The 24,740-nt window shown below is 45.6% G+C and carries 17 protein-coding genes and 1 other annotated feature; all 17 genes read right to left on the bottom strand.

Annotated elements, in window-relative coordinates:
• Positions 1–24 precede the first annotated feature (24 nt).
• Positions 25–843 carry a CheR family methyltransferase gene (locus HGO97_RS00280; protein ID WP_216238288.1) on the bottom strand — a complete coding sequence of 273 codons (819 nt, stop codon included), beginning with the start codon at positions 841–843 and terminating at the stop codon, positions 25–27.
• A complete protein-coding gene (locus HGO97_RS00275) occupies positions 836–1,804 on the bottom strand; it encodes a hypothetical protein (RefSeq protein WP_216238287.1) in 969 nt (322 codons plus the stop codon). Before HGO97_RS00275 ends, HGO97_RS00280 begins: the two co-directional genes overlap by 8 nt.
• Positions 1,805–2,035: 231 nt before the next feature.
• Positions 2,036–5,665, bottom strand: a complete 3,630-nt coding sequence (gene rpoC / locus HGO97_RS00270) for a DNA-directed RNA polymerase subunit beta' (protein WP_216238285.1) — start codon at positions 5,663–5,665, stop codon at positions 2,036–2,038.
• Positions 5,666–5,679: 14 nt separating this feature from the next.
• Positions 5,680–9,537: a DNA-directed RNA polymerase subunit beta gene (gene rpoB, locus HGO97_RS00265; protein ID WP_216238283.1), complete on the bottom strand. Its 3,858-nt coding sequence runs from the start codon at positions 9,535–9,537 to the stop codon at positions 5,680–5,682.
• Between the two features lie 142 nt (positions 9,538–9,679).
• A complete protein-coding gene (locus HGO97_RS00260; protein ID WP_216238277.1) occupies positions 9,680–10,924 on the bottom strand; it encodes a M20 family metallopeptidase in 1,245 nt (414 codons plus the stop codon).
• Between the two features lie 154 nt (positions 10,925–11,078).
• Entirely contained in the window at positions 11,079–12,575 is a 1,497-nt protein-coding gene (araA, locus tag HGO97_RS00255) for an L-arabinose isomerase (RefSeq protein WP_216238267.1), read from the bottom strand.
• Positions 12,576–12,687: 112 nt separating this feature from the next.
• Complete coding sequence (locus HGO97_RS00250) at positions 12,688–13,374, bottom strand: L-ribulose-5-phosphate 4-epimerase (protein WP_216238265.1); 687 nt, start codon at positions 13,372–13,374, stop codon at positions 12,688–12,690.
• 90 nt (positions 13,375–13,464) lie between these two features.
• Positions 13,465–15,069 (bottom strand): xylulokinase, encoded by a 1,605-nt coding sequence (locus HGO97_RS00245; RefSeq protein ID WP_216238262.1) that lies wholly within the window; start codon positions 15,067–15,069, stop codon positions 13,465–13,467.
• Between the two features lie 51 nt (positions 15,070–15,120).
• Entirely contained in the window at positions 15,121–16,254 is a 1,134-nt protein-coding gene (locus HGO97_RS00240) for a GntR family transcriptional regulator (RefSeq protein ID WP_216238260.1), read from the bottom strand.
• Positions 16,255–16,552: 298 nt separating this feature from the next.
• A complete protein-coding gene (gene pyk, locus HGO97_RS00235; RefSeq protein WP_216238259.1) occupies positions 16,553–17,977 on the bottom strand; it encodes a pyruvate kinase in 1,425 nt (474 codons plus the stop codon).
• 52 nt (positions 17,978–18,029) lie between these two features.
• Positions 18,030–18,704: a potassium channel family protein gene (locus HGO97_RS00230; RefSeq protein ID WP_330641376.1), complete on the bottom strand. Its 675-nt coding sequence runs from the start codon at positions 18,702–18,704 to the stop codon at positions 18,030–18,032.
• Positions 18,705–18,713: 9 nt separating this feature from the next.
• On the bottom strand, positions 18,714–20,030 hold the full coding sequence (locus HGO97_RS00225) for a TrkH family potassium uptake protein (RefSeq protein WP_216238257.1): 1,317 nt from the start codon (positions 20,028–20,030) through the stop codon (positions 18,714–18,716).
• Between the two features lie 25 nt (positions 20,031–20,055).
• Positions 20,056–20,496, bottom strand: a complete 441-nt coding sequence (locus HGO97_RS00220; protein WP_216238255.1) for a hypothetical protein — start codon at positions 20,494–20,496, stop codon at positions 20,056–20,058.
• 346 nt (positions 20,497–20,842) lie between these two features.
• The gene (gene rplL, locus HGO97_RS00215; RefSeq protein WP_216238253.1) at positions 20,843–21,220 is read right to left on the bottom strand and encodes a 50S ribosomal protein L7/L12; all 378 of its coding nucleotides are present in this window, start codon (positions 21,218–21,220) and stop codon (positions 20,843–20,845) included.
• Positions 21,221–21,330: 110 nt separating this feature from the next.
• Positions 21,331–21,894, bottom strand: coding sequence for a 50S ribosomal protein L10 (gene rplJ / locus HGO97_RS00210; RefSeq protein WP_216238251.1), 564 nt, complete (start codon positions 21,892–21,894; stop codon positions 21,331–21,333).
• Positions 21,895–21,933: 39 nt separating this feature from the next.
• Positions 21,934–22,070, bottom strand: a sequence feature (ribosomal protein L10 leader region).
• 229 nt (positions 22,071–22,299) lie between these two features.
• Positions 22,300–23,061: a GntR family transcriptional regulator gene (locus tag HGO97_RS00205; RefSeq protein ID WP_216238250.1), complete on the bottom strand. Its 762-nt coding sequence runs from the start codon at positions 23,059–23,061 to the stop codon at positions 22,300–22,302.
• 215 nt (positions 23,062–23,276) lie between these two features.
• The gene (gene guaB, locus HGO97_RS00200; RefSeq protein ID WP_216238248.1) at positions 23,277–24,740 is read right to left on the bottom strand and encodes an IMP dehydrogenase; all 1,464 of its coding nucleotides are present in this window, start codon (positions 24,738–24,740) and stop codon (positions 23,277–23,279) included.

Here is a 24,740-nt window from a genome sequence, read left to right as displayed (position 1 = left end):
ACCTTTCCAACTGTACCCGACTGCCTATATCGTCTCTCTCTTCCTGTACACCGCCTGATGTACCTGTTCCAGATTTGTCTCGTCCCGTGCCAGAAGCTCCGCATGTCCAATGAACAAATAGCCCCCGGGATTCAGATTCTCCTCCAGCATTGACACCAGACGCTGTCTGGAAAACTTATCAAAATAAATCATGACATTCCTGCAAAAAATCACATCGAACCTGCCGGTCTCCTTAAGAGGCTCCATCAAATTATGTTTCATGAACCTGATATTATACTTTAGTTCCTCTGCTACACAAAAACTGTTCTTCTTTATCTCCCTGCAGTACTTTTCCTGCCAGGATGGAGGGATATCCTCAATCTCACGCTTCGGATAAACTCCCTTTTCCGCCTTTTCAAGGACTTCCTCTGAAATATCTGTGGCAATGATCCTGGCATTGAGCGTACATCCATTCTTCTCCTGGTATTCGTCCATACACATCGCCAGGGTGTAACACTCCTCCCCGGTCGCACATCCGGCGCACCAAATATATAGCGGTCCATACCGCTTCTTCTCCAAAAGCTCTGAGAATATCTGCTCCTCTAAGAGAGTAAAGTGTGCCGGTTCACGCAGAAAATATGTATAATTTGTCGTGAGCCGATTCACCATCCCTCCTGCAATATCCCCTCCACTGTCCTTCTTAAGCAGCTTCAAGTAATCTCCGAAATTCGATACCTTGCACCGCTCCAACTCCTTTGCCATCCTGCATTCAATCAATATCTTTTTATTCTTCAGATTGATTCCGTAATTCTTACGGAAATACTCTACTACGTCCAAAAACTCCTGATCCGTCAGCCTAATCACTTCTTCTCACCCAAATCCCACTTCCCACAGATACTATGTCATCCATATCCTCTTGAGAGAATTCCTTTTCTCCTGTAGAGTCTCCTGCCAACCCGGCAAGATTCCCTTCTTCTGTCCTGAATATAATGCCGCACGCGAACTCCATCCGCTCTTGTGACTGTTCGATTCCCTTTTCTTCCTCGAACTGGTCATAGTATATGACCAAATCCCCCTCATAGAAGGAAATCCCAAGACCCCTGCTCGATTCTCCAGGTACTTTCCATATCTCCGGCCTCATAACAACGGCTGTAACCATGGTCTTCTCTGCATACAGCACCTGATCCTCTCGTTCCAGGATAATAGTCTGTAATAATGTCCCTTTAGAATCATATACGGATTCTTCCGGCAGATCCATACTGCAGGGACCATTCGCCTCATTATGAATTCTTATTTTGTGAGAATGGCCCGTCCTCTCTTGATCGACCGTTCCATTCGGTTCTGTACCTATCTCTGCTTCTTTTATAGACCTCTCTTCGTCCTGGCTACTCTTCTCTTCTTTTTCCCTTTGTTCTAAAAATCGATTGCTCAGCTGTCTGATATCAAGAATGTATCCCACTGATTCGAATTCTTCCGTCCGTATCCTGGCAGCGGCCTTTATGAAATTGTTCTGACAGTTTCTCACAGGACTTTTAAGTGTAAATTCTTCCAGCTTCCCGTTTTCCAGGATTCCTTCGATCTCTTCAACCAAAATCCCCGGACATTCCGCCGCTTTCACGTCATCCGATCCTGAATGAAAAAGAACCCCATATTGGTATCTCATTTTTCTGTCCCTTTTCTCTCTACCCGTTAGTTCAGAAAAATCAACAAAAATCCCTTCTGTTTCCAGCCTCCCGTCCACGATTCGCTCCACTTCATTCAATGGCAACAGATATAAAATTCTGTCCGATCTAAATGCCAGGTAAGACCTGTCTAAACTGTCCATTCCCATGCCGCCCCCCACATTATATAGCTAGTTTAATCATACTTTATTCTCACAAGAAACACAAGGAAACTGCCTGTTTTTGTAAAAAAGATTTCCCTCATAAGTGTTTCTCCTGTGATTCTGAACATTTTCTCCTGCCCAAAGAACTTTTTGATGAGTTAGAGGACGAAAAAAAGCAGTACGCAAAAGAATATAGCTCCTTTGCGTACTGCTGTCATATTTACTTTATCTCTATTCTTCTTCTGTAAGCACCAGTTCTTCTTCCAGTTCCGGCTCTTCCTCAAAGTCAATCTCATCTTCAACTTCTAATTCCGTGCTCAGTTTTACATCACGGTACTTTCTCATGCCTGTACCAGCCGGAATATGTTTACCGATGATAACGTTCTCTTTCAGTCCAACCAGATGATCGACTTTTCCTTTGATTGCAGCCTCTGTCAGAACCTTGGTAGTCTCCTGGAAGGAAGCGGCTGACAGGAAGGAATCTGTAGCAAGGGATGCTTTGGTGATACCAAGCATGATCTGCTCGCCTGTTGCAGGCTCTTTTCCTTCTGCCTCTAACTGTTCGTTCACTTCGTTGAACTCCAGGACATCTGCCATCGTTCCTGGCAGGAATTCGGAATCACCGCGCTCTTCGATGCGGATCTTCTTCAGCATCTGGCGTACAATGACCTCGATATGCTTATCGTTGATCTCAACACCCTGCAGACGGTATACACGCTGTACTTCCTGGATCATGTAATCCTGAACGGCACGCAGGCCCTTGATCTTTAAGATATCATGCGGATTGACACTACCTTCTGTCAGCTCGTCTCCGGCCTCTAATACCGCGCCGTCCTGTACCTTGATACGGGAACCGTATGGAATCAGATATGCCTTAGACTCTCCTGTCTCACTGTTGCTTACGATGATCTCACGCTTCTTCTTTGTATCGCTGATTGTTGCTGTTCCGGCAAACTCAGTGATGATAGCAAGACCTTTCGGCTTTCTTGCCTCGAAAAGCTCCTCGACACGAGGAAGACCCTGTGTGATATCGTCACCGGCAACACCGCCCGTATGGAAGGTACGCATGGTCAGCTGTGTACCAGGTTCACCGATGGACTGTGCGGCAATGATTCCGACAGCTTCACCGACCTGAACAGCCTCACCTGTTGCCATGTTGGCTCCATAGCACTTGGAGCACACACCGTTCTTACACTTACAGGTAAGAATGGTACGGATTTTCACCTTATCTAACGGATTGCCCTTCTCATCAACGCCCTTCTTCATGACTCTCTCCGCACGTCTCGGAGTGATCATGTGGTTCGCTTTTACAAGAACATTTCCATCTTTATCTTTGATATCCTCGCAGGAGAAACGTCCTGTAATACGCTCCTGTAAGCTCTCAATCTCTTCATTTCCATCCATGAATGCTTTCACATACATTCCTGGAATCTCTTTTCCTTCTTCCACACAGTCGCTGTCGTGAATGATCAGCTCCTGGGATACGTCAACAAGACGTCTTGTCAGGTATCCTGAATCGGCTGTACGAAGAGCTGTATCAGACAGACCCTTACGAGCACCATGCGCAGACATGAAGTACTCCAATACGTCCAGACCTTCACGGAAGTTGGACTTGATCGGCAGCTCGATGGTACGTCCTGTTGTATCAGCCATCAAACCACGCATACCTGCCAGCTGCTTGATCTGCTTATCGGAACCACGGGCTCCGGAGTCAGCCATCATGAAGATGTTGTTGTACTTATCAAGACCGGACAGAAGTGCCTCTGTCAGCTTATCATCGGTTGCCTTCCATGTCTCAACAACTTCTTTGTAACGCTCTTCCTCTGTGATCAGACCACGCTTGTAGTTCTTTGTGATTCTATCCACTGTATTCTGAGCTTCCTCGATCATCTGCGGCTTCTGCGGCGGTACCGTCATATCGGAAATAGAAACGGTCATGGCAGCTCTCGTGGAGAACTTGTAACCGATTGCTTTTACATTGTCAAGTACCTCTGCGGTCTGTGTTGCACCGTGGGTATTGATTACTTTTTCAAGAATCTGTTTTAACTGCTTCTTACCTACGTGGAAATCGATCTCCAGTACGAGGTCATTGCCTTCCACTTCACGGTCTACAAATCCAAGATCCTGCGGGATGATCTCGTTGAACAGAAGTCTTCCCACGGTCGCCTCGATGATACCTGTCTTCTCTGTTCCATCAGGCATTGTCTTTGTCACGCGGACTTTGATTCTGGAGTGCAGTGTCACATATCCATTCTCATAAGCAAGGATGGCTTCATTCACGCTCTTGAAGAACATGCCTTCGCCCTTTGCTCCTGGTCTCTCCTGAGTCAGATAGTAGATACCAAGTACCATATCCTGTGAAGGAACGGCAACCGGACCACCATCAGACGGCTTCAACAGGTTGTTCGGTGAGAGCAGTAAGAAACGGCACTCAGCCTGTGCTTCTACAGACAGCGGTACATGGACAGCCATCTGGTCACCATCGAAATCGGCATTGTAAGCGGTACATACCAATGGATGCAGCTTGATTGCCTTACCCTCTACAAGGATCGGCTCAAATGCCTGGATACCAAGTCTGTGCAGTGTGGGGGCACGGTTCAGCATAACCGGATGCTCTTTAATTACTTCTTCGAGAACATCCCATACCTCTGGCTGTAATCTCTCGACCATCTTCTTGGCATTCTTAATGTTGTGTGCAGTACCGTTAGCAACCAGTTCTTTCATAACGAAAGGCTTGAACAGCTCGATTGCCATCTCTTTCGGCAGACCGCACTGGTAGATCTTAAGTTCCGGTCCAACGACGATAACGGAACGTCCTGAGTAGTCAACACGCTTTCCGAGCAGGTTCTGACGGAAACGTCCTGATTTACCTTTCAACATGTCAGAAAGGGACTTCAGTGCTCTGTTACCAGGTCCTGTTACCGGACGGCCGCGGCGGCCGTTGTCGATCAGGGCATCGACTGCTTCCTGAAGCATACGCTTCTCGTTGCGGACGATGATGTCCGGGGCTCCCAGTTCAAGGAGTCTCTTCAAACGGTTATTTCTATTAATAATTCTTCTGTATAAATCATTTAAATCGGATGTTGCAAAACGTCCACCGTCTAACTGTACCATTGGACGAAGATCCGGCGGGATGACCGGAATTGCACTCAGAATCATCCACTCCGGCTTGTTACCGGATTCACGGAACGCCTCAACTACTTCCAGACGCTTCACGATTCTTGCACGCTTCTGGCCTGTTGCGTTAGTAAGGCCTCCCTGAAGCTCTGCGTATTCCTTCTCCAGATCAATAGACTGTAAGAGTTCCTGGATTGCCTCCGCTCCCATTCCTACACGGAAAGAACGGTAGCCCCATTTCTCCTTCGCCTCCTGATATTCAGCCTCAGACAGTACCTGTTTGTACTGTAAGTCTGTCTCGCCCTTATCAAGTACGATATAAGAAGCGAAGTACAGGACTCTCTCCAATGTTCTTGGAGAGATGTCCAGAATCAGACCCATACGGCTCGGAATTCCTTTAAAATACCAGATATGGGATACCGGCGCTGCCAGGGCAATATGCCCCATACGCTCACGACGGACAGATGCCTTTGTGACCTCAACGCCGCATCGGTCGCAGACAACCCCTTTATAACGAATCTTTTTGTACTTTCCGCAGTGGCATTCCCAGTCCTTACTAGGTCCGAAGATACGTTCGCAGAAAAGTCCGTCTTTCTCTGGTTTCAGTGTTCTATAGTTAATGGTCTCTGGCTTGGTAACCTCACCTCTTGACCACTCCATGATTTTTTCCGGTGAAGCCAGCCCGATTTTGATTGCATCAAAAGTTAACGGTTGGTATTGTTGTTCATTGTTACTTGTTGGCATATAAATGGCTCCTCCTATTCTTCGTCATCCATAAATTCATCGAATTCAAGTTCTACCTCTTCTTCGAATTCATCTTCCTCAGGTTCCACATCCTCAAGTTCTTCCCCAACAAATTCCTGTTCCGTGAATCCATGCTCCCCGAGAGGCTCATTATCATCACGATATCTTCTGTCTCCTTCGATAATGGAGTGCAGGTCGGTCTCACCGTAATCTACAGTTTCCATGATCTCAACTTCTGTATTGTCATCGCGCAGTACGCGTACATCCAGTGCCAGTGACTGAAGCTCTTTCAAAAGTACCTTGAAGGACTCTGGAATACCTGGTTCAGGGATATTCTCACCTTTGATGATCGCTTCGTAAGTCTTCACACGTCCGACAACGTCGTCTGACTTCACAGTCAGGATTTCCTGCAGAGTATAGGATGCACCATATGCTTCCAGTGCCCATACCTCCATCTCTCCGAAACGCTGTCCACCGAACTGTGCCTTACCACCTAATGGCTGCTGTGTAACCAGTGAGTAAGGACCAGTAGAACGTGCATGGATCTTGTCGTCTACCAGATGGTGCAGCTTCAGGTAATGCATGTGTCCGATTGTTACCGGGCTGTCGAAGAACTCTCCGGTACGTCCATCTCTTAAGCGGACCTTACCATCGCGTGACAGCGGAACGCCCTTCCACAGTTTCCTGTGCTCTCTGTTATCAGACAGATATTCAAGCACTTCCGGCAATAATTCTTCGCCGTGCTTCTCTACAAATTCTTCCCATTCCAGGTTGACATAATCATTTGCCAGGTCAAGGGTATCCATGATATCGATCTCGTTCGCACCGTCGAAGACTGGTGTGGAGATATTAAATCCTAATGCTTTTGCTGCAAGGCTCAAGTGAATCTCGAGCACCTGCCCGATATTCATACGAGAAGGCACACCAAGAGGGTTCAGAACGATGTCCAGAGGACGTCCGTTCGGAAGGTATGGCATATCTTCTACAGGAAGCACACGGGAAACAACACCCTTGTTACCATGACGTCCGGCCATCTTATCACCGACAGAAATCTTTCTCTTCTGTGCAATGTAGATACGGACTGCCTGGTTCACTCCTGGAGACAGCTCATCACCGTTCTCTCTTGTAAACACCTTAGCATCCACAACAATACCATATTCACCATGAGGTACTTTCAGGGAAGTATCTCTTACTTCACGTGCTTTTTCACCGAAGATCGCACGAAGCAGTCTCTCCTCGGCTGTCAGCTCTGTCTCTCCCTTCGGAGTTACTTTACCGACCAGGATATCTCCGGCACGGACTTCTGCTCCGATGCGGATGATACCTCTTTCGTCCAGGTCTTTGAGCGCATCATCGCCCACACCCGGAATATCTCTTGTGATTTCTTCTGGCCCGAGCTTTGTATCACGTGCTTCTGCTTCATACTCTTCGATATGAACAGATGTGTATACATCGTCCTGTACCAGTCGTTCACTTAACAGTACGGCATCCTCGTAGTTGTAACCTTCCCATGTCATGAATCCGATTAATGGGTTCTTTCCAAGTGCCATCTCTCCGTTAGAAGTAGACGGACCGTCTGCAATTACTTGTCCTTCTTCTACACGCTCGCCTTTATCAACGATCGGTCTCTGGTTGTAGCAGTTGCTCTGGTTACTTCTTAAGAACTTCGTCAACTTATATGTCTTCTTGGTTCCGTCATCATGCTTGATCGTGATGTCAGTTGAAGTAGAACGCTCGATCACACCGGCCTTTTCTGCAACGATGCAGACGCCGGAGTCTACTGCTGCCTTTACTTCCATACCTGTTCCAACGACCGGTGCTTCTGTCGTCAGAAGCGGCACTGCCTGACGCTGCATGTTTGATCCCATCAGCGCACGGTTGGCATCGTCATTCTCCAGGAAAGGAATCAGGGCTGTAGCCACGGAGAATACCATCTTAGGAGAAACGTCCATGTAATCGAACTTGCTTCTCTCGTATTCCTGTGTCTCTTCACGGTAACGACCGGATACATTCTTGTGAATGAAGTGTCCCTCGTCATCCAGAGGCTCATTCGCCTGTGCTACGTGATAATTATCTTCTTCATCGGCTGTCATGTAGACAACTTCTTCTGTAACGATCGGATTCTCCGGATCTGTCTTATCGATCTTACGGTACGGTGCTTCAACGAATCCGTACTGGTTGATCCTTGCATAGGTCGCAAGAGAGTTGATCAGACCGATGTTAGGACCTTCAGGGGTCTCGATCGGACACATTCTTCCGTAGTGGGAATAGTGAACGTCGCGGACCTCGAATCCGGCACGGTCTCTTGACAGACCACCTGGTCCCAATGCGGAAAGACGTCTCTTATGAGTCAGCTCACCAAGCGGGTTGTTCTGATCCATGAACTGTGACAGCTGGGAAGATCCGAAGAACTCCTTCACTGCTGCAGTTACCGGCTTGATGTTGATCAGTGACTGTGGTGAAATACCTTCCTGATCCTGTGTTGTCATTCTCTCACGGACAACTCTCTCTAATCTGGACAGACCGATTCTGTACTGGTTCTGGAGAAGCTCTCCGACCGCACGGATACGTCTGTTGCCCAAATGGTCGATATCATCATCGTTACCCATTCCATATTCCAGATGGATGTTATAGTTAATGGAAGCTAAAATGTCTTCCTTTGTAATATGCTTCGGAATCAGGTCGTGGATATCTCTGCGAATCATGGACTTCAATTCCTCGATATCCCCTGCTGACTCTTCTAAAAGTCCAGCCAGTACAGGATAGTATACCTGCTCTGTCACTCCAACTTCCTTCGGATCGATATCAACGACTGCCTGCAGATCAACCATCATATTAGACAGAATCTTGATGTTGCGTGACTCATCCTCGCCCTCTACCCACAGGTATGGTACGGCTGAGTTCTGGATCGCATCCGCAAGCTCTCTTGTAATCATCGTGCCTTTTTCTGCAAGAATCTCTCCTGTCAGTGGGCTGACGATGTCTTCTGCGACTCTCTGTCCTTTGATCCGGTTCTTTAAAGCCAGCTTCTTGTTGAACTTATAACGTCCAACCTTCGCCAGATCATAACGTCTCGGGTCGAAGAACATACTTGTGATCAGGCTTTCTGCGCTGTCCACTGCAAGTGGTTCGCCCGGTCGTATCTTCTTATATAACTCTAAAAGACCTTCCTGGTAACTCTCTGCCGTATCTTTGCCAAAGCTTGCAAGGATCTTAGGCTCTTCACCAAAGAGGTCGATGATTTCTGCATTGGTTCCGATACCAAGTGCACGGATCAGTACTGTGATCGGTACCTTTCTCGTTCTATCTACACGTACATAAAAAACGTCATTGGAGTCTGTTTCATATTCCAGCCAAGCACCACGGTTCGGAATGACTGTCGCTGAGTAAAGTTCTTTTCCTAATTTATCATGGGCAATTCCATAATAAATACCTGGTGAACGAACCAACTGGCTGACGATGACACGCTCAGCACCATTAATTACAAAGGTACCGGTCTTCGTCATGATTGGAAGATCTCCCATAAATATTTCATGTTCGTTGATCTCATCGTTGTCTTTGTTGTAAAGTCTGACCCTTACTTTCAAAGGCGCAGCGTATGTTGCATCACGCTCTTTACACTCTTCGATGGTGTACTTTACATCATCCTCGCAAAGTGTAAAATCTACAAATTCCAGACTGAGATGACCACTGAAATCAGTGATTGGGGAAATATCGTCAAATACCTCTTTCAGTCCTTCATCCAGAAACCACTGGTATGAGTCTTTCTGGACTTCGATAAGATTCGGCATCTGTAATACTTCTTTTTGTCTGGAATAGCTCATGCGTGAACTTTTTCCGTTTGTGATGGGACGAATTCTGTTTTTCTCCATTGACGTTTCACTCCTCATATATTTTTTGGCGGGCTACGAGTTGCCCTTCGTTAATTCCAGTAAAATCAGGAAAGAGCCCTGTGACAGCAAAAAAGCTCACTGTTATGGCATACCTTTCCACAATAGCGCATTTTTTACTATATCACAAAGCTCTTGGGCCTGTCAACATATTTCTTACTAATTTCCGAAAAACCTCTTGACATCTGTCGATTTCTGTGGTAATAACGAATTCATTGGGCTTGTGGGCCTGTTTTAAGCTGCCTGGTCCGTAGGACATACAGTTCGGATTCCCAAGCTTTCCAGCGATTACAGCGGTATCTGTGTAACCCGGAAATGCAGTGACCGGAGGTGCAGCTTTTGTCGTCTCTTCCACCGCTTTTTTTAGTTCTCTTAAAAGGAAAGATTCTGGATGCGTCTCTACACTCGGTCTGTCTCCGGTAATCCGGCAGCTTCCATGTACCCCCGGTACATTCTGTTCTCCATATTGGATTGCTTCTCTTACGAGCTGTGCTGCCTTTTGCGTATCCATGGGCGGAACCAGACGCATGTCTATCGTAGCAGTACAGCAATCAGGAACCACATAGGGGCTGTATCCTCCCTGAATCTGCCCGAAGGTGGCAGTGGAACGGCCCAATTCCGCATGTACTGGACATTCCTTTATGTTTCTTCTTATATAAGTAAGCATGTATGCCATGCCCGCGATTGCATCCGCTCCTTTTTCCGGCATGCTCGCATGTGCAGTCACGCCCTGAACTTCTAACTCAAACCAGGTACGGCCCTTGTGCGACATCTGAATCTGGCCGTCCGTCGGCTCCATGTCCAGAACCCAGTCCTCTGCCGTAACCCACTGATCATCGATCGCTTTCTCGACCCCTTTCATATCGCCCTCTTCATCCACTGTCCCGATGAAGACAAGCGGCGCTTCTAACTGCAGCCCGCCGTCCTTTACCTTCACGGCCGTCTCGGCAAAAACACTCAGCGCACACGCAAGACCGGACTTCATATCACAGGCACCTCTTCCATAGAGCCTGCCGTCTCTGATCTCGCCTGAAAATGCATTCTCGTCCCAGCCTGCACCCACAACTACTGTATCCATATGACAGATAAAGACAAGGGCAGGATGCTGCTCCTGTACGAGATGATGTTCCTGTCCAGGATGCTTTTTCTGATATGAAGGCTGCCCGCAGTCGGACTTTGATTCCGAGGCTGCTATCATGGCCCGGATATTGCATCGTCCGTTCTCGACTTCTGAAAGTTCCGGTTCCACTCCTGCTTCTTTTAAATAATGAAAAATAAAATCACAGATTTCTTTCTCATACGTTCCAGGATTCGTACTTTCAATCTGCACAAGCTGTTTTGTCAGTTCTATTGCATCTAAAGTTGGCATTTCTATTGTCCCCCTGATAACTACTTCTTTTAACAGTATAGCATGGAAGGCAGAAAAAAACAGCCCGGCAGTCAGATTTTTCTGTATCTGCCGGGCTGCTTTGTTGCTGTCCCCTTCTGGTGTACACAGCAGTCTATTTTCTAATCATTTATTTTTACTTTCTAAATGCTACTGAATTCCAGAGTAATTCATTCTTGAACTGACGGATGGTTGTATCTTTATCAATATAAACGGCCTCGATTCCCATAGCTGCTGCCCAGTCACCCATCTGCTCTGCTGTGAGGTCATAGGAAAATGCAGTGTGGTGTGCCCCGCCTGCCAGGATCCATGCCTCTGCACCTGTCTTAAGATCTGGCTGCGGTGTCCAGAATGCTGTTGCAACTGGAAGCTTCGGCATCGGTTTCTCTGTCTTCTTGCAGTCCACATCGTTGATGATCAGACGGAATCTATCTCCCAGGTCAATCAGTGAGGTTGCAATAGCCGGGCCTTCTTTTGCTGTAAATACAAGACGTGCCGGATCTTCTCTGTCCCCCATGCTCAACGGCTGCTCTTTAATGCTGATCGGACCATCTGCGATAGATGGGCAGACCTCCAGCATATGAGCCTGAAGGATTCCTTCTTTTCCAGGAACCAGATTATAGGTATAGTCTTCCATGAAAGAAGTTCCCTTCGCATCCTTCATGCCTTCTGTCATGATCTTCATCACGCGGACCATAGCTGCTGTTTTCCAGTCGCCCTCGCCGCCGAAACCGTAACCCTTTTCCATCAGTCTCTGGATTGCGAGGCCCGGAAGCTGTTTGAGACTGCCAAGATCACCAAAATGTGTGACAATCGCCTGATAGTTTTTCTCTGTCAGGAATCTCTCAAATCCAATCTCGATTCCAGCCTGAACAGCTACATGCTCTCTGAATTCCTTTTCCTCTCTTCCTTCCAGAAGGATCTCATATTTATCATAATATTCCTCTACCAATGTATCAATGTCACCCTGTGACACCTGAGCTACCGCCTCTGCAATCTCATTTACCGGGTAAGCATCAACTTCCCAGCCGAACTTGATCTGAGCCTCTACTTTATCACCCTCTGTAACGGCAACATTTCTCATATTATCTGAGATACGCATAACGCGGATGTGGCTGCTCTCGATCACGCCGACAGCGGTGCGCATCCAGGAACCGATTTTCGCCTGAACTGCCGGGTCGCCCCAGAAGCCTACAACTACCTTTCTCTCCATGCCAAGGCGGCTGAAGATGTGGCCGTATTCCCTGTCACCATGGGCAGACTGGTTCTCATTCATAAAGTCCATGTCGATTGTATCATACGGAATCTCCTGATTGAACTGTGTGTGCAGGTGGAGAAGCGGCTTTCTGTATTCCTGCAGACCAAGAATCCAGGACTTCGCAGGAGAGAATGTGTGCATCCATGTGATCACACCTGCGCAGGTCTCATCTGTATTCGCCTCGTTGAAAGTCTTTCTGATCAGTTCATTCGTAATCAGGGTCGGTTTCCATACCACTTCATATGGAAGAATCCCGGAAGCATTAAAAGCCTCTACGATCTTGCGGGAATGCTCTGCCACATGAGCGAGACATTCGTCCCCATATAAATCCTGTGATCCTGTGCAAAACCAAAATTTGTACTGTTTCTGCTGCATTATAAAATCCTCCTTAATTTTGTGAATATTCAGATATTGGAGTGCAAAAGGGCCTGACCCCCTTGCAGAGGGGTCAGGCCCCTTTGCCCTCCGTTTTCAGAATCGTTTATCATTATTGTCCGTAATAAGCGTTTGCCCCATGTTTTCTATAATAGTGTTTGTCCTGCAGTTCCTGTGGAGCTGGCTGTACCTGCGGATTGATCATTTCTGTGCGAGCCGCCATTTTAGCCACTTCTTCCAGTACGACTGCGTTATGTACCGCCTCATGGGCGTCTTTGCCCCAGGTAAACGGTCCATGGTTCTTGCAGAGTACTGCCGGTACTGCAACATAGTCTTTATCCTTAAAATAGTCTACAATTAAAACTCCTGTGTTTTTTTCGTAAGCTTCGTCAATTTCTTCTTTTGTCAGATTTCTTACACATGGGATTTCTCCGTACATGTAATCTGCCTGTGTGGTTCCGTAGCATGGAATTCCTCTTCCTGCCTGTGCCCAGCTTGTTGCCCAGGATGAGTGGGTATGTACGATTCCGCCGATTTCCGGGAACGCTTTGTAGAGCTCTACGTGGGTCGCTGTATCGGAAGATGGGTTATATCTTCCTTCCACTTTATTTCCTTCCAGGTCTACTACTACCATGTCTTCCGGTGTCAGCCTGTCGTATTCTACGCCGCTTGGCTTGATGACAAAAAGTTTGGATTCTTTATCGAATCCGCTGACATTTCCCCAGGTAAAGGTAACTAATCCATATTTGGGGAGCAGCATGTTGGCTTCATATACTTCCTGTTTTAATTTCTCTAACATTTTTGTTTCCTCCTCGTTCTTATATATGTTCGGCAATTGTTGTTCCTGGCATATAAGTTCTTGTTATACCTGTTTCTGCCCAATCCCCGCTTATTTTAGGTTCATAACTGCTGAACGCTCAATCTCCAGCCCCTTCTTATATCTCTCTGTGAAGATTTCAAATCCTTCCACATCCTTCTCGTCCGGTTCCATCTTCGTCCCTTCATTTCCGGCAAATACTTTTTCGGACAGATAATGATCCAGTGTCTCCCCTTCCTCTTTTCCTGCCATATAAGCGGCCAGAAGAGCGATTCCCCATGCGCCGCCTTCTCCTGCGGTCTCCATGACTGATACCGGTGCATTCATAGCTGCCGCCATGATGCGCTGTCCTACCCCCTTCGTCTTGAACAGACCGCCGTGTCCTAAAATCTTATCGATCTTAATATTTTCTTCTTTTGTGAGGATGTCCATCCCGACCTTCAGTGCACCGAGTGCTGCAAATAAGTGAACCCTCATGAAGTTTGCCAGGTTAAACTTACTTTCTGGTGTACGCACGAACAGCGGACGTCCCTCATCCAATTCGATGATATTTTCTCCTGAATAATATCCATAGGATAACAGACCGTCACACTCTGCATCTCCCTCAAGAGCTTTGTTGTATAGAACGGAGAACAACTTGTTCATATCCACTTCCATACCGAAGGACTCTGCAAATTCCTTGAATAGTCCCACCCATGCATTGAGGTCTGAGGTACAGTTATTCGCATGAGACATGGCAACCAGATCCCCGGATGGCGTAGTAACCATATCAATCTCTGTATACACCTTAGAAAGTTCCTTTTCCAATACGATCATGGCAAATACAGATGTCCCCGCAGAGACATTTCCTGTACGTACAGCCACACTATTCGTTGCAGCCATACCAGTTCCCGCATCTCCCTCTGGAGCACATACCGGAATTCCTGCTTCTAGTTCCCCGGATGGATCAAGGAGCCTTGCCCCCTCTTCTGTCAGGCATCCGGCATCCTCTCCTGCCACAAGCACCTGAGGAAGCAGATCCTTTACTTTCCATGGATATCCCTTATCTGCCACTAATTCGTCGAACTGCCTTAGCATACCTGCCTGGAAATCCTTTTTCTTGGTATCAATCGGGAACATACCTGCTGCATCACCGATTCCAAGAACCTTCTTTCCGGTCAGACGCCAGTGGATGTATCCTGATAATGTGGTAAAGAAATCCAGGTTCTTCACATGCTCTTCGCCATTAAGGATGGCCTGATACAGATGTGCAATGCTCCAACGCTGCGGAATATTGTACTGGAACAGTTCAGTCAGTTTGGCTGCTGCCTCACCTGTGATGGTATTCCTCCAGGTTCTAAATGGAACAAGCAGATTTGCTTCTTTATCAAATGCCAGATATCCATGCATCATCGCACTGAATCCCATGGACTTTGTCCGCTTTAATGTCACACCGTACTTTTCCTTTACATCCTCTGCCATCTTGCGGTAACAGTCCTGAAGCCCCGCCCAGACATCCTCCAGAGAATAGGTCCAGATACCATTATCATAACGGTTCTCCCAGTCATGGCTTCCAGATGCGATCGGGGTAAAATCGGTTCCGATCAGAACAGCCTTGATTCTTGTAGATCCAAACTCAATTCCCAATGTTGTCTGTCCCTCAATAATCTCATTTTTTACGTTTCCTAAGTCACTCATGTGTTTCCCTCCTGTTTGAATTTTATTTATCGTTTTCTTTTCTATCACACTTTATTTTCCCGTTTCGACTACGGACATTACACGCAGCTCCTCCGGTTCTGTAAGGATACGTACCGACTTTCTGATTACCAGCTCTGGTTCCAGCTCCACGCTTTCCTCTTCTTTTATCCCCTCCAACATTTCCAGCATCTTCGCCGCGGCGATTCCTGCCAGATCTTTCACCGGATTCTGTGCCGAGGTCAACGGGATCTCACATCGCCCCGCCAAATCTGAATTGTCGATTCCCACAATAGACAGATCTTCTGGAATTCGTATCCCCGCCTCCTTGCAGATTCCTACCAGATAATTGGCCACCTCATCATTGTAGCAGACACAGGCTGTACATCCAGAAATACGCCTCAAATAACGAGCAGCATCTTCCTTCATCTCTTTCAGTTCGCAGGTATCGATCCAGGCGATCCTCTCCCCCTTCACTTTCATCTCCCGCTCCATCAATGCATCTACGTATCCCGCATACCGTTTGTGTCCCTGCCCGTCATCCGACTTAAAAATCCCGGCGATTCTGTGGTGTCCGCACTGCAGCAGATGCTCTGTCACCATCTTCCCGGCCAGATAATCATTCAAGCTCACATGCACGGACTCTAAGTCTGGGTATGAGCTGTTCAGAAAGAGGACCGGAATCTTCCTTTGAAGCTCTCTGTAGATATCCAGATTGGGATTGGGCAGCCCGCTTTTGGTAGGTTCTGCAATAATCCCATCTACACTGTCCTCTTTTAGAAACCCTTTTAAAATCATGCGTTCCTTTTCTACTGTGTTGTGCGTAAATGCAATCTGGAGCGCATATCCTTCACGTGACAATCTTCCCTCTATCTCTTTTAGCATACTGGGAAAAATGTATTCATCAACATAAGTCGTCATGACCGCGATCCGCATTGTCCTGCCGGCTCTTCCAGCCTTTCCCGGCTCTTTCCCGTTGATGTAGGTCCCGCTTCCCCGGATGCGTCTTACGATTCCCTTTTGTTCAAGCACCGAGACTGCATGTCTGGCTGTCTGGCGGCTCACCTTGAACATAGAACTCAATTCATGTTCAGAATAGATCTTGCTTCCTGGTTTTAGATTCCCCTTCTTTACTTCTGCAATGATACAATCCGCTATTTCTTCATATTTCGCTTTCTCTTCCGCCATAGACACACTCCCTTGGCAAGAGCCCTGATCCTGTTCTGCGCCCCGTCCAAGGGGCATGGATTACGGAATTTTCTACAGATTATGTATCTCTTAGCCTGTTCTTACTGTACAATACAATTTGCCGAAATTCAAGTCGGAGTCTTCCACAAATGTATATACAACTCTACTTTTACTTTTTGTAATTGGTGAACAAACATGCTATAGTTGTACATATACAACTTTTGAAAACAGCTGTTCAAAAGCAAAACAGCAGATTCCTGCGCTTCCGTCGGAATCTGCCGCCCTATTTTTATATTCCTTAATATTCTCCCACCAAAGTGGTCTTTAACAGGTTTGTGTTCCCCGATTTTCCAAGAGGCACCCCTGCTGTCAGGACCACGATCTCGCCTTCCTTGACAAAGCCCTTTTTCTCCGCTGCCTCTGTCGCATGCAGCAAGAGAATCTCCATACTGTACTCCTCCCGGATAATGACCGGCTGCACGCCCCATGACAGATTCAGCTTCCGGAAAGTATGCTGATCAGGCGTACACCCTACAATCAGACACCCCGGCCGGTATTTAGAAATCATCCGCGCCGTATGTCCAGAGCGGCTTACGGTTATAATTGCTTTTGCCGAGAGATCAATTGCTGTCATGCAGGTGGCATGTGAGATTGCAGTCGTCATATCTGTCCTGCTCTCCTTACTTCGGATACTGAACAACTGGTTATAATCAATATCACTTTCCGTCCTTACCGCGATCTTCACCATGGTCCGTAGTGCCTCCACCGGATATTTTCCAGCAGCCGTTTCTCCTGAAAGCATGATTGCACTCGTCCCCTGGTAGATTGCATTCGCAACATCTGTCGTCTCCGCCCTTGTCGGACGAGGATTTTTCATCATAGAATCCAGCATCTGCGTCGCCGTGATCACCTGTTTCCCAGAGTTGTATACCTTTCCAATAATCGATTTCTGAATGATAGGCACATCCTCAAGAGGCACCTCCACCCCCATATCTCCTCTGGCGATCATGATTCCATCCGCCGCCTCAATGATACTGTCGATGTGGTCTACTCCCTGCTGATTCTCTATCTTGGCAATAATATTGATAAATTGGCCGCCGTTCTCATCCAGAATCTTTCTGATTTCCTTCACATCTTCCGCACTCCTTGTAAAAGAAGCCGCTATAAAATCAAATCCCTCCTGGATTCCGAACAGGATATCCTCCCGGTCCTTCTGGCTGATGAATGGCATATTCACCTCAACGCCAGGCAGATTCACTCCTTTATGATCCGAAATCACACCGCCATTGACCACTTTGCAATAGACTGTCTCACCCTTCACACACTCTACCGTCAGTCCGACCAGCCCATCATCGATCAGGATGCTGTCCCCCGGCTTTACATCCTGATAAAGCTCCTTGTATGTGACCGATACTCCTTCACTTGTTCCTTCCATCTCCTCGGCAGTCAGAAAAAAGTCCTGTCCTTCCTTTAATTCCACCTTTTGTGCCTGGAATGTGCCCAGACGAATCTCCGGGCCCTTGGTATCGAGGAGAGCCGCAATCGGTCTGTCCAGCCGCTCTCTGATTTCCTTGAGCCGATCCAGACGTGCCTTCTGTTCCTCATGTGTACCATGCGAAAAATTAAACCGGGCCACATCCATCCCATCCCTCACAAGCTGCTCCAGAATTCCCTCTCCATCTGTTGCAGGCCCCAGTGTACAGATAATTTTCGTTCTCCTCATAACGACTCCTCCTTTTTCCATTGCTTCTGGCCGAACTATATTTCCAACCGAATTATGCCAGAATAATTCCCTCAAACTTACTTACACTTTCAGATTTTCCGATGACCACAAGGACATCTCCCCTGTCGAATACATAGTCCGGCTCAATCTGCGTTTCTGTATTCCCTCCATGTTCCACTGCTATGATATTCAGACCGAATCTTTGGCGCAACCGAATTTCCTCCACACTCTTTCCGACCATTTTTGCCGGAACCATGACTTCCGAAATCTCCACATCATTATCCAGCGAAATAGAATCCATCACACTGCTGACCAGCATTTTCTTAGCGAGCCTAAGAGCCATATCCCGTTCCGGGTATACCACCTCTGCACCGATCTTCTCCAGGACCTCCCCCTGGTCTTTACTGATTGCCTTCGCGATTACCCGTCTTACTCCCAGATTTACCACATTCAATGTGACCAGGATACTGGTATCTATCTTCTCACCGATACACACGACCACCGTATCGCAATTCTGAATCCCGATCTCCTCTAAGACCTCCTTGGTCAGTTCATCTGCAACATAAGCAAAATCCGTATAGCTGCGCAGTTCCTTCACTTTGCTTTCATTCCGGTCCACCACGATCACTTCACGGCCTGCCTCTGCCAGCTTCTTTGCCAGTGCTGTTCCAAATCTACCTAACCCTATAATACCATAACTTTCTGATAATTCCTCTTTTAACATCATAAACATCTCCTACCCAATTGTAATATTTTCCTCTGTAAATACTGCGTTTGCCGGCTGCTTGAAGCTCCACATCGTAATAATCGTGAGAGTCCCGAGACGTCCGATAAACATAGTCAGGATAATCACGAGCTTCCCTGCCACGCTTAAATCAGGTGTTATCCCGGTGGACAGCCCAACTGTTCCAAATGCTGACGTGCACTCAAAAAGCAGCTGCATAAAAGAATAATCCGGTTCTAAGATACACATGACCAAGGTCGAAATACACACCACCAGCAGAGAAAGAAATGAAATCATAAATGCTTTGGACACTACTTTGTCCGGTATTTTTCGCCTAAATGCACTGCAATGTTGATTGGTCGCCGTACTTTTTACTACATTTAAAAGTACGAACATCGTACTCGTCTTGATACCACCTCCGGTAGATCCCGGAGAAGCACCGATGAACATCAGGATCGTCAGGACGAAAAGTCCTGCCGAGGTGAATTTTCCAATCGGATAAGTAGAAAATCCTGCTGTTCTTGCGGAAACACTTTGAAAAAGTGCTCCCAGCCAGGTAATCTGCTCTGTACACTTCAAAAGCACCGTACCTGCCACAATCAGAACCGCACTCGTTAAGATGACCGCCTTTGAGTGCAGACATAATCTCTTAAAAGACCGGGTCTTTAACACATCCAGGATTACCAGGAAGCCCAAGCCTCCAAAAATGATCAATCCACAGGTCGTCAGATTCAAAAGAACATTATCCTGATAAGGAATCAGATTCGTCAGACCGCCAAGAATATCGAATCCCGAGTTATTGAATGCTGCTATGGAATGGAACACACTGATTCCCAAGGCGTCCAGCGGTGAATATTTCTGCACGAATACAAAGAAACTCAGCACCGCCCCTGCCGTCTCAAAACACAGCGTCATCCAAAGTACATATTTTACCAGTAGAACCATCCCTTTGATTCCGTTGACGTTCATTGCCTCCTTCACCAGAAGACGTTCCTTAAAACCAACTCTTTTTCCGGCTGCCAGTATGATTCCTACACCGACGGATGTTACTCCCAGTCCGCCGATCTGTATCAGCATGGCGACCACAGTCCTTCCAAATACCGTAAAATGTTCTGCGGTGTCAATTGCAATCAATCCCGTCACACACACTGCACTGGTCGAGGTGAACAGCGAATTGATCCAGCTCACCTCCGCCCCTTCCCTGACGGATATTGGCAGCTTTAGCAGTACCGCCCCTGTCAGGATCACAAAAGCAAAGCCCAGGGTAATCAATCTCGCCGGTGACTGCTTCTTAAAAAAATTCTTACCTGACTCTAATATGATATTCATAAAGCCAACGCTCCTCTCTGCTCATTTATTCTATGCAAAGAAGGGCCTGCCTTTTCTTCCCATCCTGCCAATGTAGAAAACCACAAATCACTTTTTTAAGAAATGTATCTACACTTAGCGCAAAAAGGGAAATTATAAATATGGCACAAGGAATAACAGCTATTTTGAATAAAACAGCCAAAATAGATTCAGCACAGATCCGACTCTCATAAATCCTGAGTGCTGTGCTGTGTCTTAAAAACGATGATATATAGGAGACGTGAAGCTCCTGCTCTGAAATCGCAGTGTCTGTCAACTGATCATCTGCACTCAGCATGCAGATTCCCTCTGACTGTATGTAACTCTCATCCGGGCATGTATCGTCCTGAAATCCTACGTAGCGTTGTCCTACCATCAAGATTCCTGTGAACAGAAGAGATAAAACCAACAAACCGACCGCTTTTGCTATCCGATTATTCGCCTTCATCTTTCTACCTCCTGCCTCTGCACCGATGCTTATGTCTGCCCCGCACTGCTCCATCTTTATAGTTATATGCATTATAGGGCCGAAGGTGAGGGGTGTCAACCAATCCTGCAAAATCTATACAAAACCTTAACCTGCAGCACGTTCGCCCAGAAAAAAACGCAAAGACTGAAGCGGTCTGGAAACTCTCACCTAAGCGCGGCCTCTTGCTGCCATTTTCTCCTTGAACAAAGTGTGTATTCCGCCTAGAGGGCTTTTTTAATATAGGAAATAGAGTTTCCTGTATTAAAAAAAGTACTGCCGCATAACGACAGTACTTTTATTCGCGCTTTGTTCAAAAGTGCCTGAATTATTTCAGGTTAACTTCTGCTCCCTGCTCCTCTAATTTAGCTTTCAGTTCTTCAGCTTCTGCCTTAGAAACAGCTTCCTTGATTACCTTCGGAGCTCCGTCTACTAATTCTTTAGCTTCTTTTAATCCAAGTCCTGTTACTTCACGAACAACTTTGATAACTTTAACTTTAGAAGCACCTGCTGCTACTAACTCTACGTCAAACTCATCTTTCTCTTCTGCTGCGCCTGCTCCGTCTCCAGCTGCTGCTGCAACTACAACGCCTGCTGCTGCAGATACACCAAATTCTTCTTCACAAGCTTTTACTAATTCATTTAATTCTAATACTGATAACTCTTTGATCGCATCGATCATTTCAGCTGTTGTCAATTTAGCCATTTTAATATCCTCCATTTTAGATTATTTGCGGATTCTCTGATCCTTTTTTTATTTTAGTTTCTTAAAACCTGGGCTCTCAAGGGAACTTCCCTTTAGACCCTGCACACCTCTTACTCAGCCGGTGTCTCTGCTGCTTCAGCTGCCGGAGCCTCTGCTACAGCTTCTTCTGCTGCTTCTACAGGAGCTGCCTCGCCGTCCTTCTCTGCAATCTGCTTGATAACACGAGCAAAATTGGTGATAGGTGACTGCATACTTCCAAGCAATCTGGAAAGTAATTCTTCTCTTGACGGGATCTGGGACAGTTCTGTCAATCCAGCTACGTCATAAACATTACCTTCAACTACACCGCCTTTTAATTCAAGCTTGTCTGCTGTCTTAGCGAACTTGCAGATAATTCTTGCAGGTGCTGTTGCGTCATCCTTAGAAATAGCGATAGCGCTTGGTCCTTCTAAGCAATCCTGAAGTCCTTCGAATTCAGTTCCTTCAAAAGCTCTCTTCATCATAGTGTTCTTGTAAACTTTGTAAATCACACCTGCTTCTCTGAGCTGCTTACGAAGTTCAGTATCCTGAGCTACTGTTAATCCACGGTAGTCAACAAGAACGACTGACTGAGCGTCTTTGATCTCTTCTGAAATTGCCTCAACGATTGGTTGTTTTAATTCAACTTTTGCCACGTTCTGGTACACCTCCTTATTTTATTTGTGCGTGTACTGCCAAAACTAAAAAAACTTCCGTGTCCGAAAACGCGAAAGTTCACAAATTCATATTAAGAATTCTGATCTTCCTCGGCAGGCGTTCATACCTTATGCCTTACGGCACCTGCTGTCTTCGGCAGTCAATTGCTTTAATATAATATCATTGAATTTACTGATTGTCAATAGATTTTATACATTTTATTTATTCACTCGACCTTTTAGATTTTGTGAATCCAGGTAATATAAAAAATCCTCTTTGAAGTAGGTCTTATAAGATAAACAACAGCAGGACAATATAGAAATTCAGCTATACCGCCCTGCAGTAATAAGACAATGTTCATTCAACACTTAATCATACGCTCTTTTTATATTCTATTCAAATAATCACCTAGTTAAATGAATGGTATAGTTATATATATCTGCGCGATTATACATCTTAGAAAATTCAAGGACATCCCCATCCCTTGTATATGTCATACGTTCTAAATAGAGTAAGGGGTCATCTACTGAAATCCCTAATTGCTCCGCAATTTCCGGCGGACATGATATTGCTTTCAAAGATTCATCTGCACAATCAATTACTGTATGGTGCTCGTTCTCTAAAATACTATATAAAGAAATTGCTTGATCGTCTAATTGTTCCTTTAGAGAACCCGACGTGATACTTTTTATAATCATATTACTATCAAGTATATTTAAATTATAGTAGCTGTCATGCATACTCATGACAATATTATTTACAGTTCTTAACCGTACTAAATGAATCAGTGGTGTTACTTCCGCTACTCCCATATGACTAGCAATAGCAGAATTCGTTATCACTTCTAACACTTTCGTCTTTGAACCGGGTATACAATTTTTTTGAATAATATCTTCCGAAAAGCTAGTCAATTTCGGTAAATGATATGAAAATTTGGGAGGAGCAACAAAAGTACCCTTAGCCCGCTTTTTAACGATGTACCCTTCATTCTCTAAAAGTTCAAGCGCATGTCTCACCGTAATTCTAGAAATCCCAAGCATATCCTGCAATTCTGTCTCTGTAGGAAGCTTCTCTCCAACAGCCCATTCATTATTTTTTATTTTTTCTAAAATATATTCTTTTAATTGTAAATACAATGGAACTTTTGAATCCGGATTAATATTCATTTCTCCATCCCTTTCATACCGCTTAAAGCTTCTACTACTTCTGAACCTATATCCCGATCTTAGAATCTTACCGGTAAATATAACATATCATTAACTAAAAGTAGCGCGCAATATAACTTAAAACATTATAGCAAAGATTATTTTAAAATGGTAGCTGAATTTTACAAATATTTCCAGTGTTTGACAGATTTTAAACCCATCCTCATCCGCGTATTCTACCTATCCTGTTCAGTACTATAATAGTTTGGCGCCTCTTTAGTCACATAAATATCATGTGGATGACTTTCCTTTAACGACGCAGATGATATTTTAACAAACTGCCCCTTTTCTTTTAATTCTTGAATTGTGGCAGTACCACAATATCCCATTCCGGCCCTTATTCCTCCAAGAAGCTGAAATACCGTATCCTCTAACATACCTCTATACGCAACCCGCCCTTCAACACCTTCCGGCACAAGCTTTTTTGCATTCTGTTGAAAATAACGATCCTTACCGCCATTCTCCATTCCTGCGATTGAGCCCATTCCACGATAAGTCTTATACTTTCTGCCCTGATATAATTCGAATTCTCCTGGGCTTTCATCACATCCAGCCAGCACGCTCCCCATCATACATACATTTGCACCTGCTGTCAACGCTTTTACAATATCTCCAGAATACTTTATTCCGCCGTCCGCAATAACTGGTATATCATATTTCTTAGCCATTTCATAGCAATCCATAACCGCTGTAATTTGTGGTACTCCAATACCTGCAACAATTCTAGTCGTACAAATTGATCCCGGACCAATTCCTACCTTTACAGCGTCTGCTCCCGCCTCTATCAGAGTCTTTACAGCTTCTTGTGTAACTACATTTCCTGCTATGATAGGAAGTGTAGGATATGCATCCTTAATTAAACGTATGCACCTTATTACATTCGCTGTATGTCCATGTGCTGAATCTACAACGATAACATCCACTTGAGCATTTACTAAGGACTCAACACGCTCCAAAACATTTGACGTGATTCCAACTGCTGCTCCACACAGTAACCTCCCCTTACGATCTCGTGCCGACAGAGGATAACGAATTGCCTTTTCAATATCTTTAATGGTAATCAACCCTTTTAATCGAAATTGATCATCTACAATTGGCAGCTTTTCAATTCTTGCCCTGCCCAGAATTTTTTTTGCTTCTTCAAGAGTTACACCCTCTTTGGCAGTAATCAATCCTTCCTTCGTCATGCATTGTGATATTTTCTGCGAGTAATCTGTTTCGAACTTTAAATCTCGATTCGTTATGATGCCTACTAATTTTTCTCCTTGTGTGATAGGTACACCTGAAATTTTATATTTGCTCATAAGCTCCTCGGCATCTTTTAAAGTATGTTCTGGAGACAAATAAAATGGATTGGCAATCACTCCATTTTCCGAGCGCTTCACTTTGTCAATCTCTTCTGCCTGACGTGATATTTCCATATTCTTATGAATAATTCCAATCCCACCTTGTCTGGCCATTGCAATTGCCATACGATGTTCTGTCACTGTATCCATACCTGAACTCATTAATGGTATATTCAATTTTATTTCTTTTGTCAAACAAGTTGACAATTCTACTTCTGCAGGTAGTATTTCCGAATATCCTGGTATTAATAGAACATCATCAAACGTTATCCCATCCTTTAATATTTTTCCCAT

Origin of the sequence: Faecalicatena faecalis (assembly GCF_012524165.2) — a bacterium.
Classification (GTDB): domain Bacteria; phylum Bacillota; class Clostridia; order Lachnospirales; family Lachnospiraceae; genus Faecalicatena_A; species Faecalicatena_A faecalis.
This window is presented reverse-complemented; position numbering and strand designations above follow the sequence as displayed.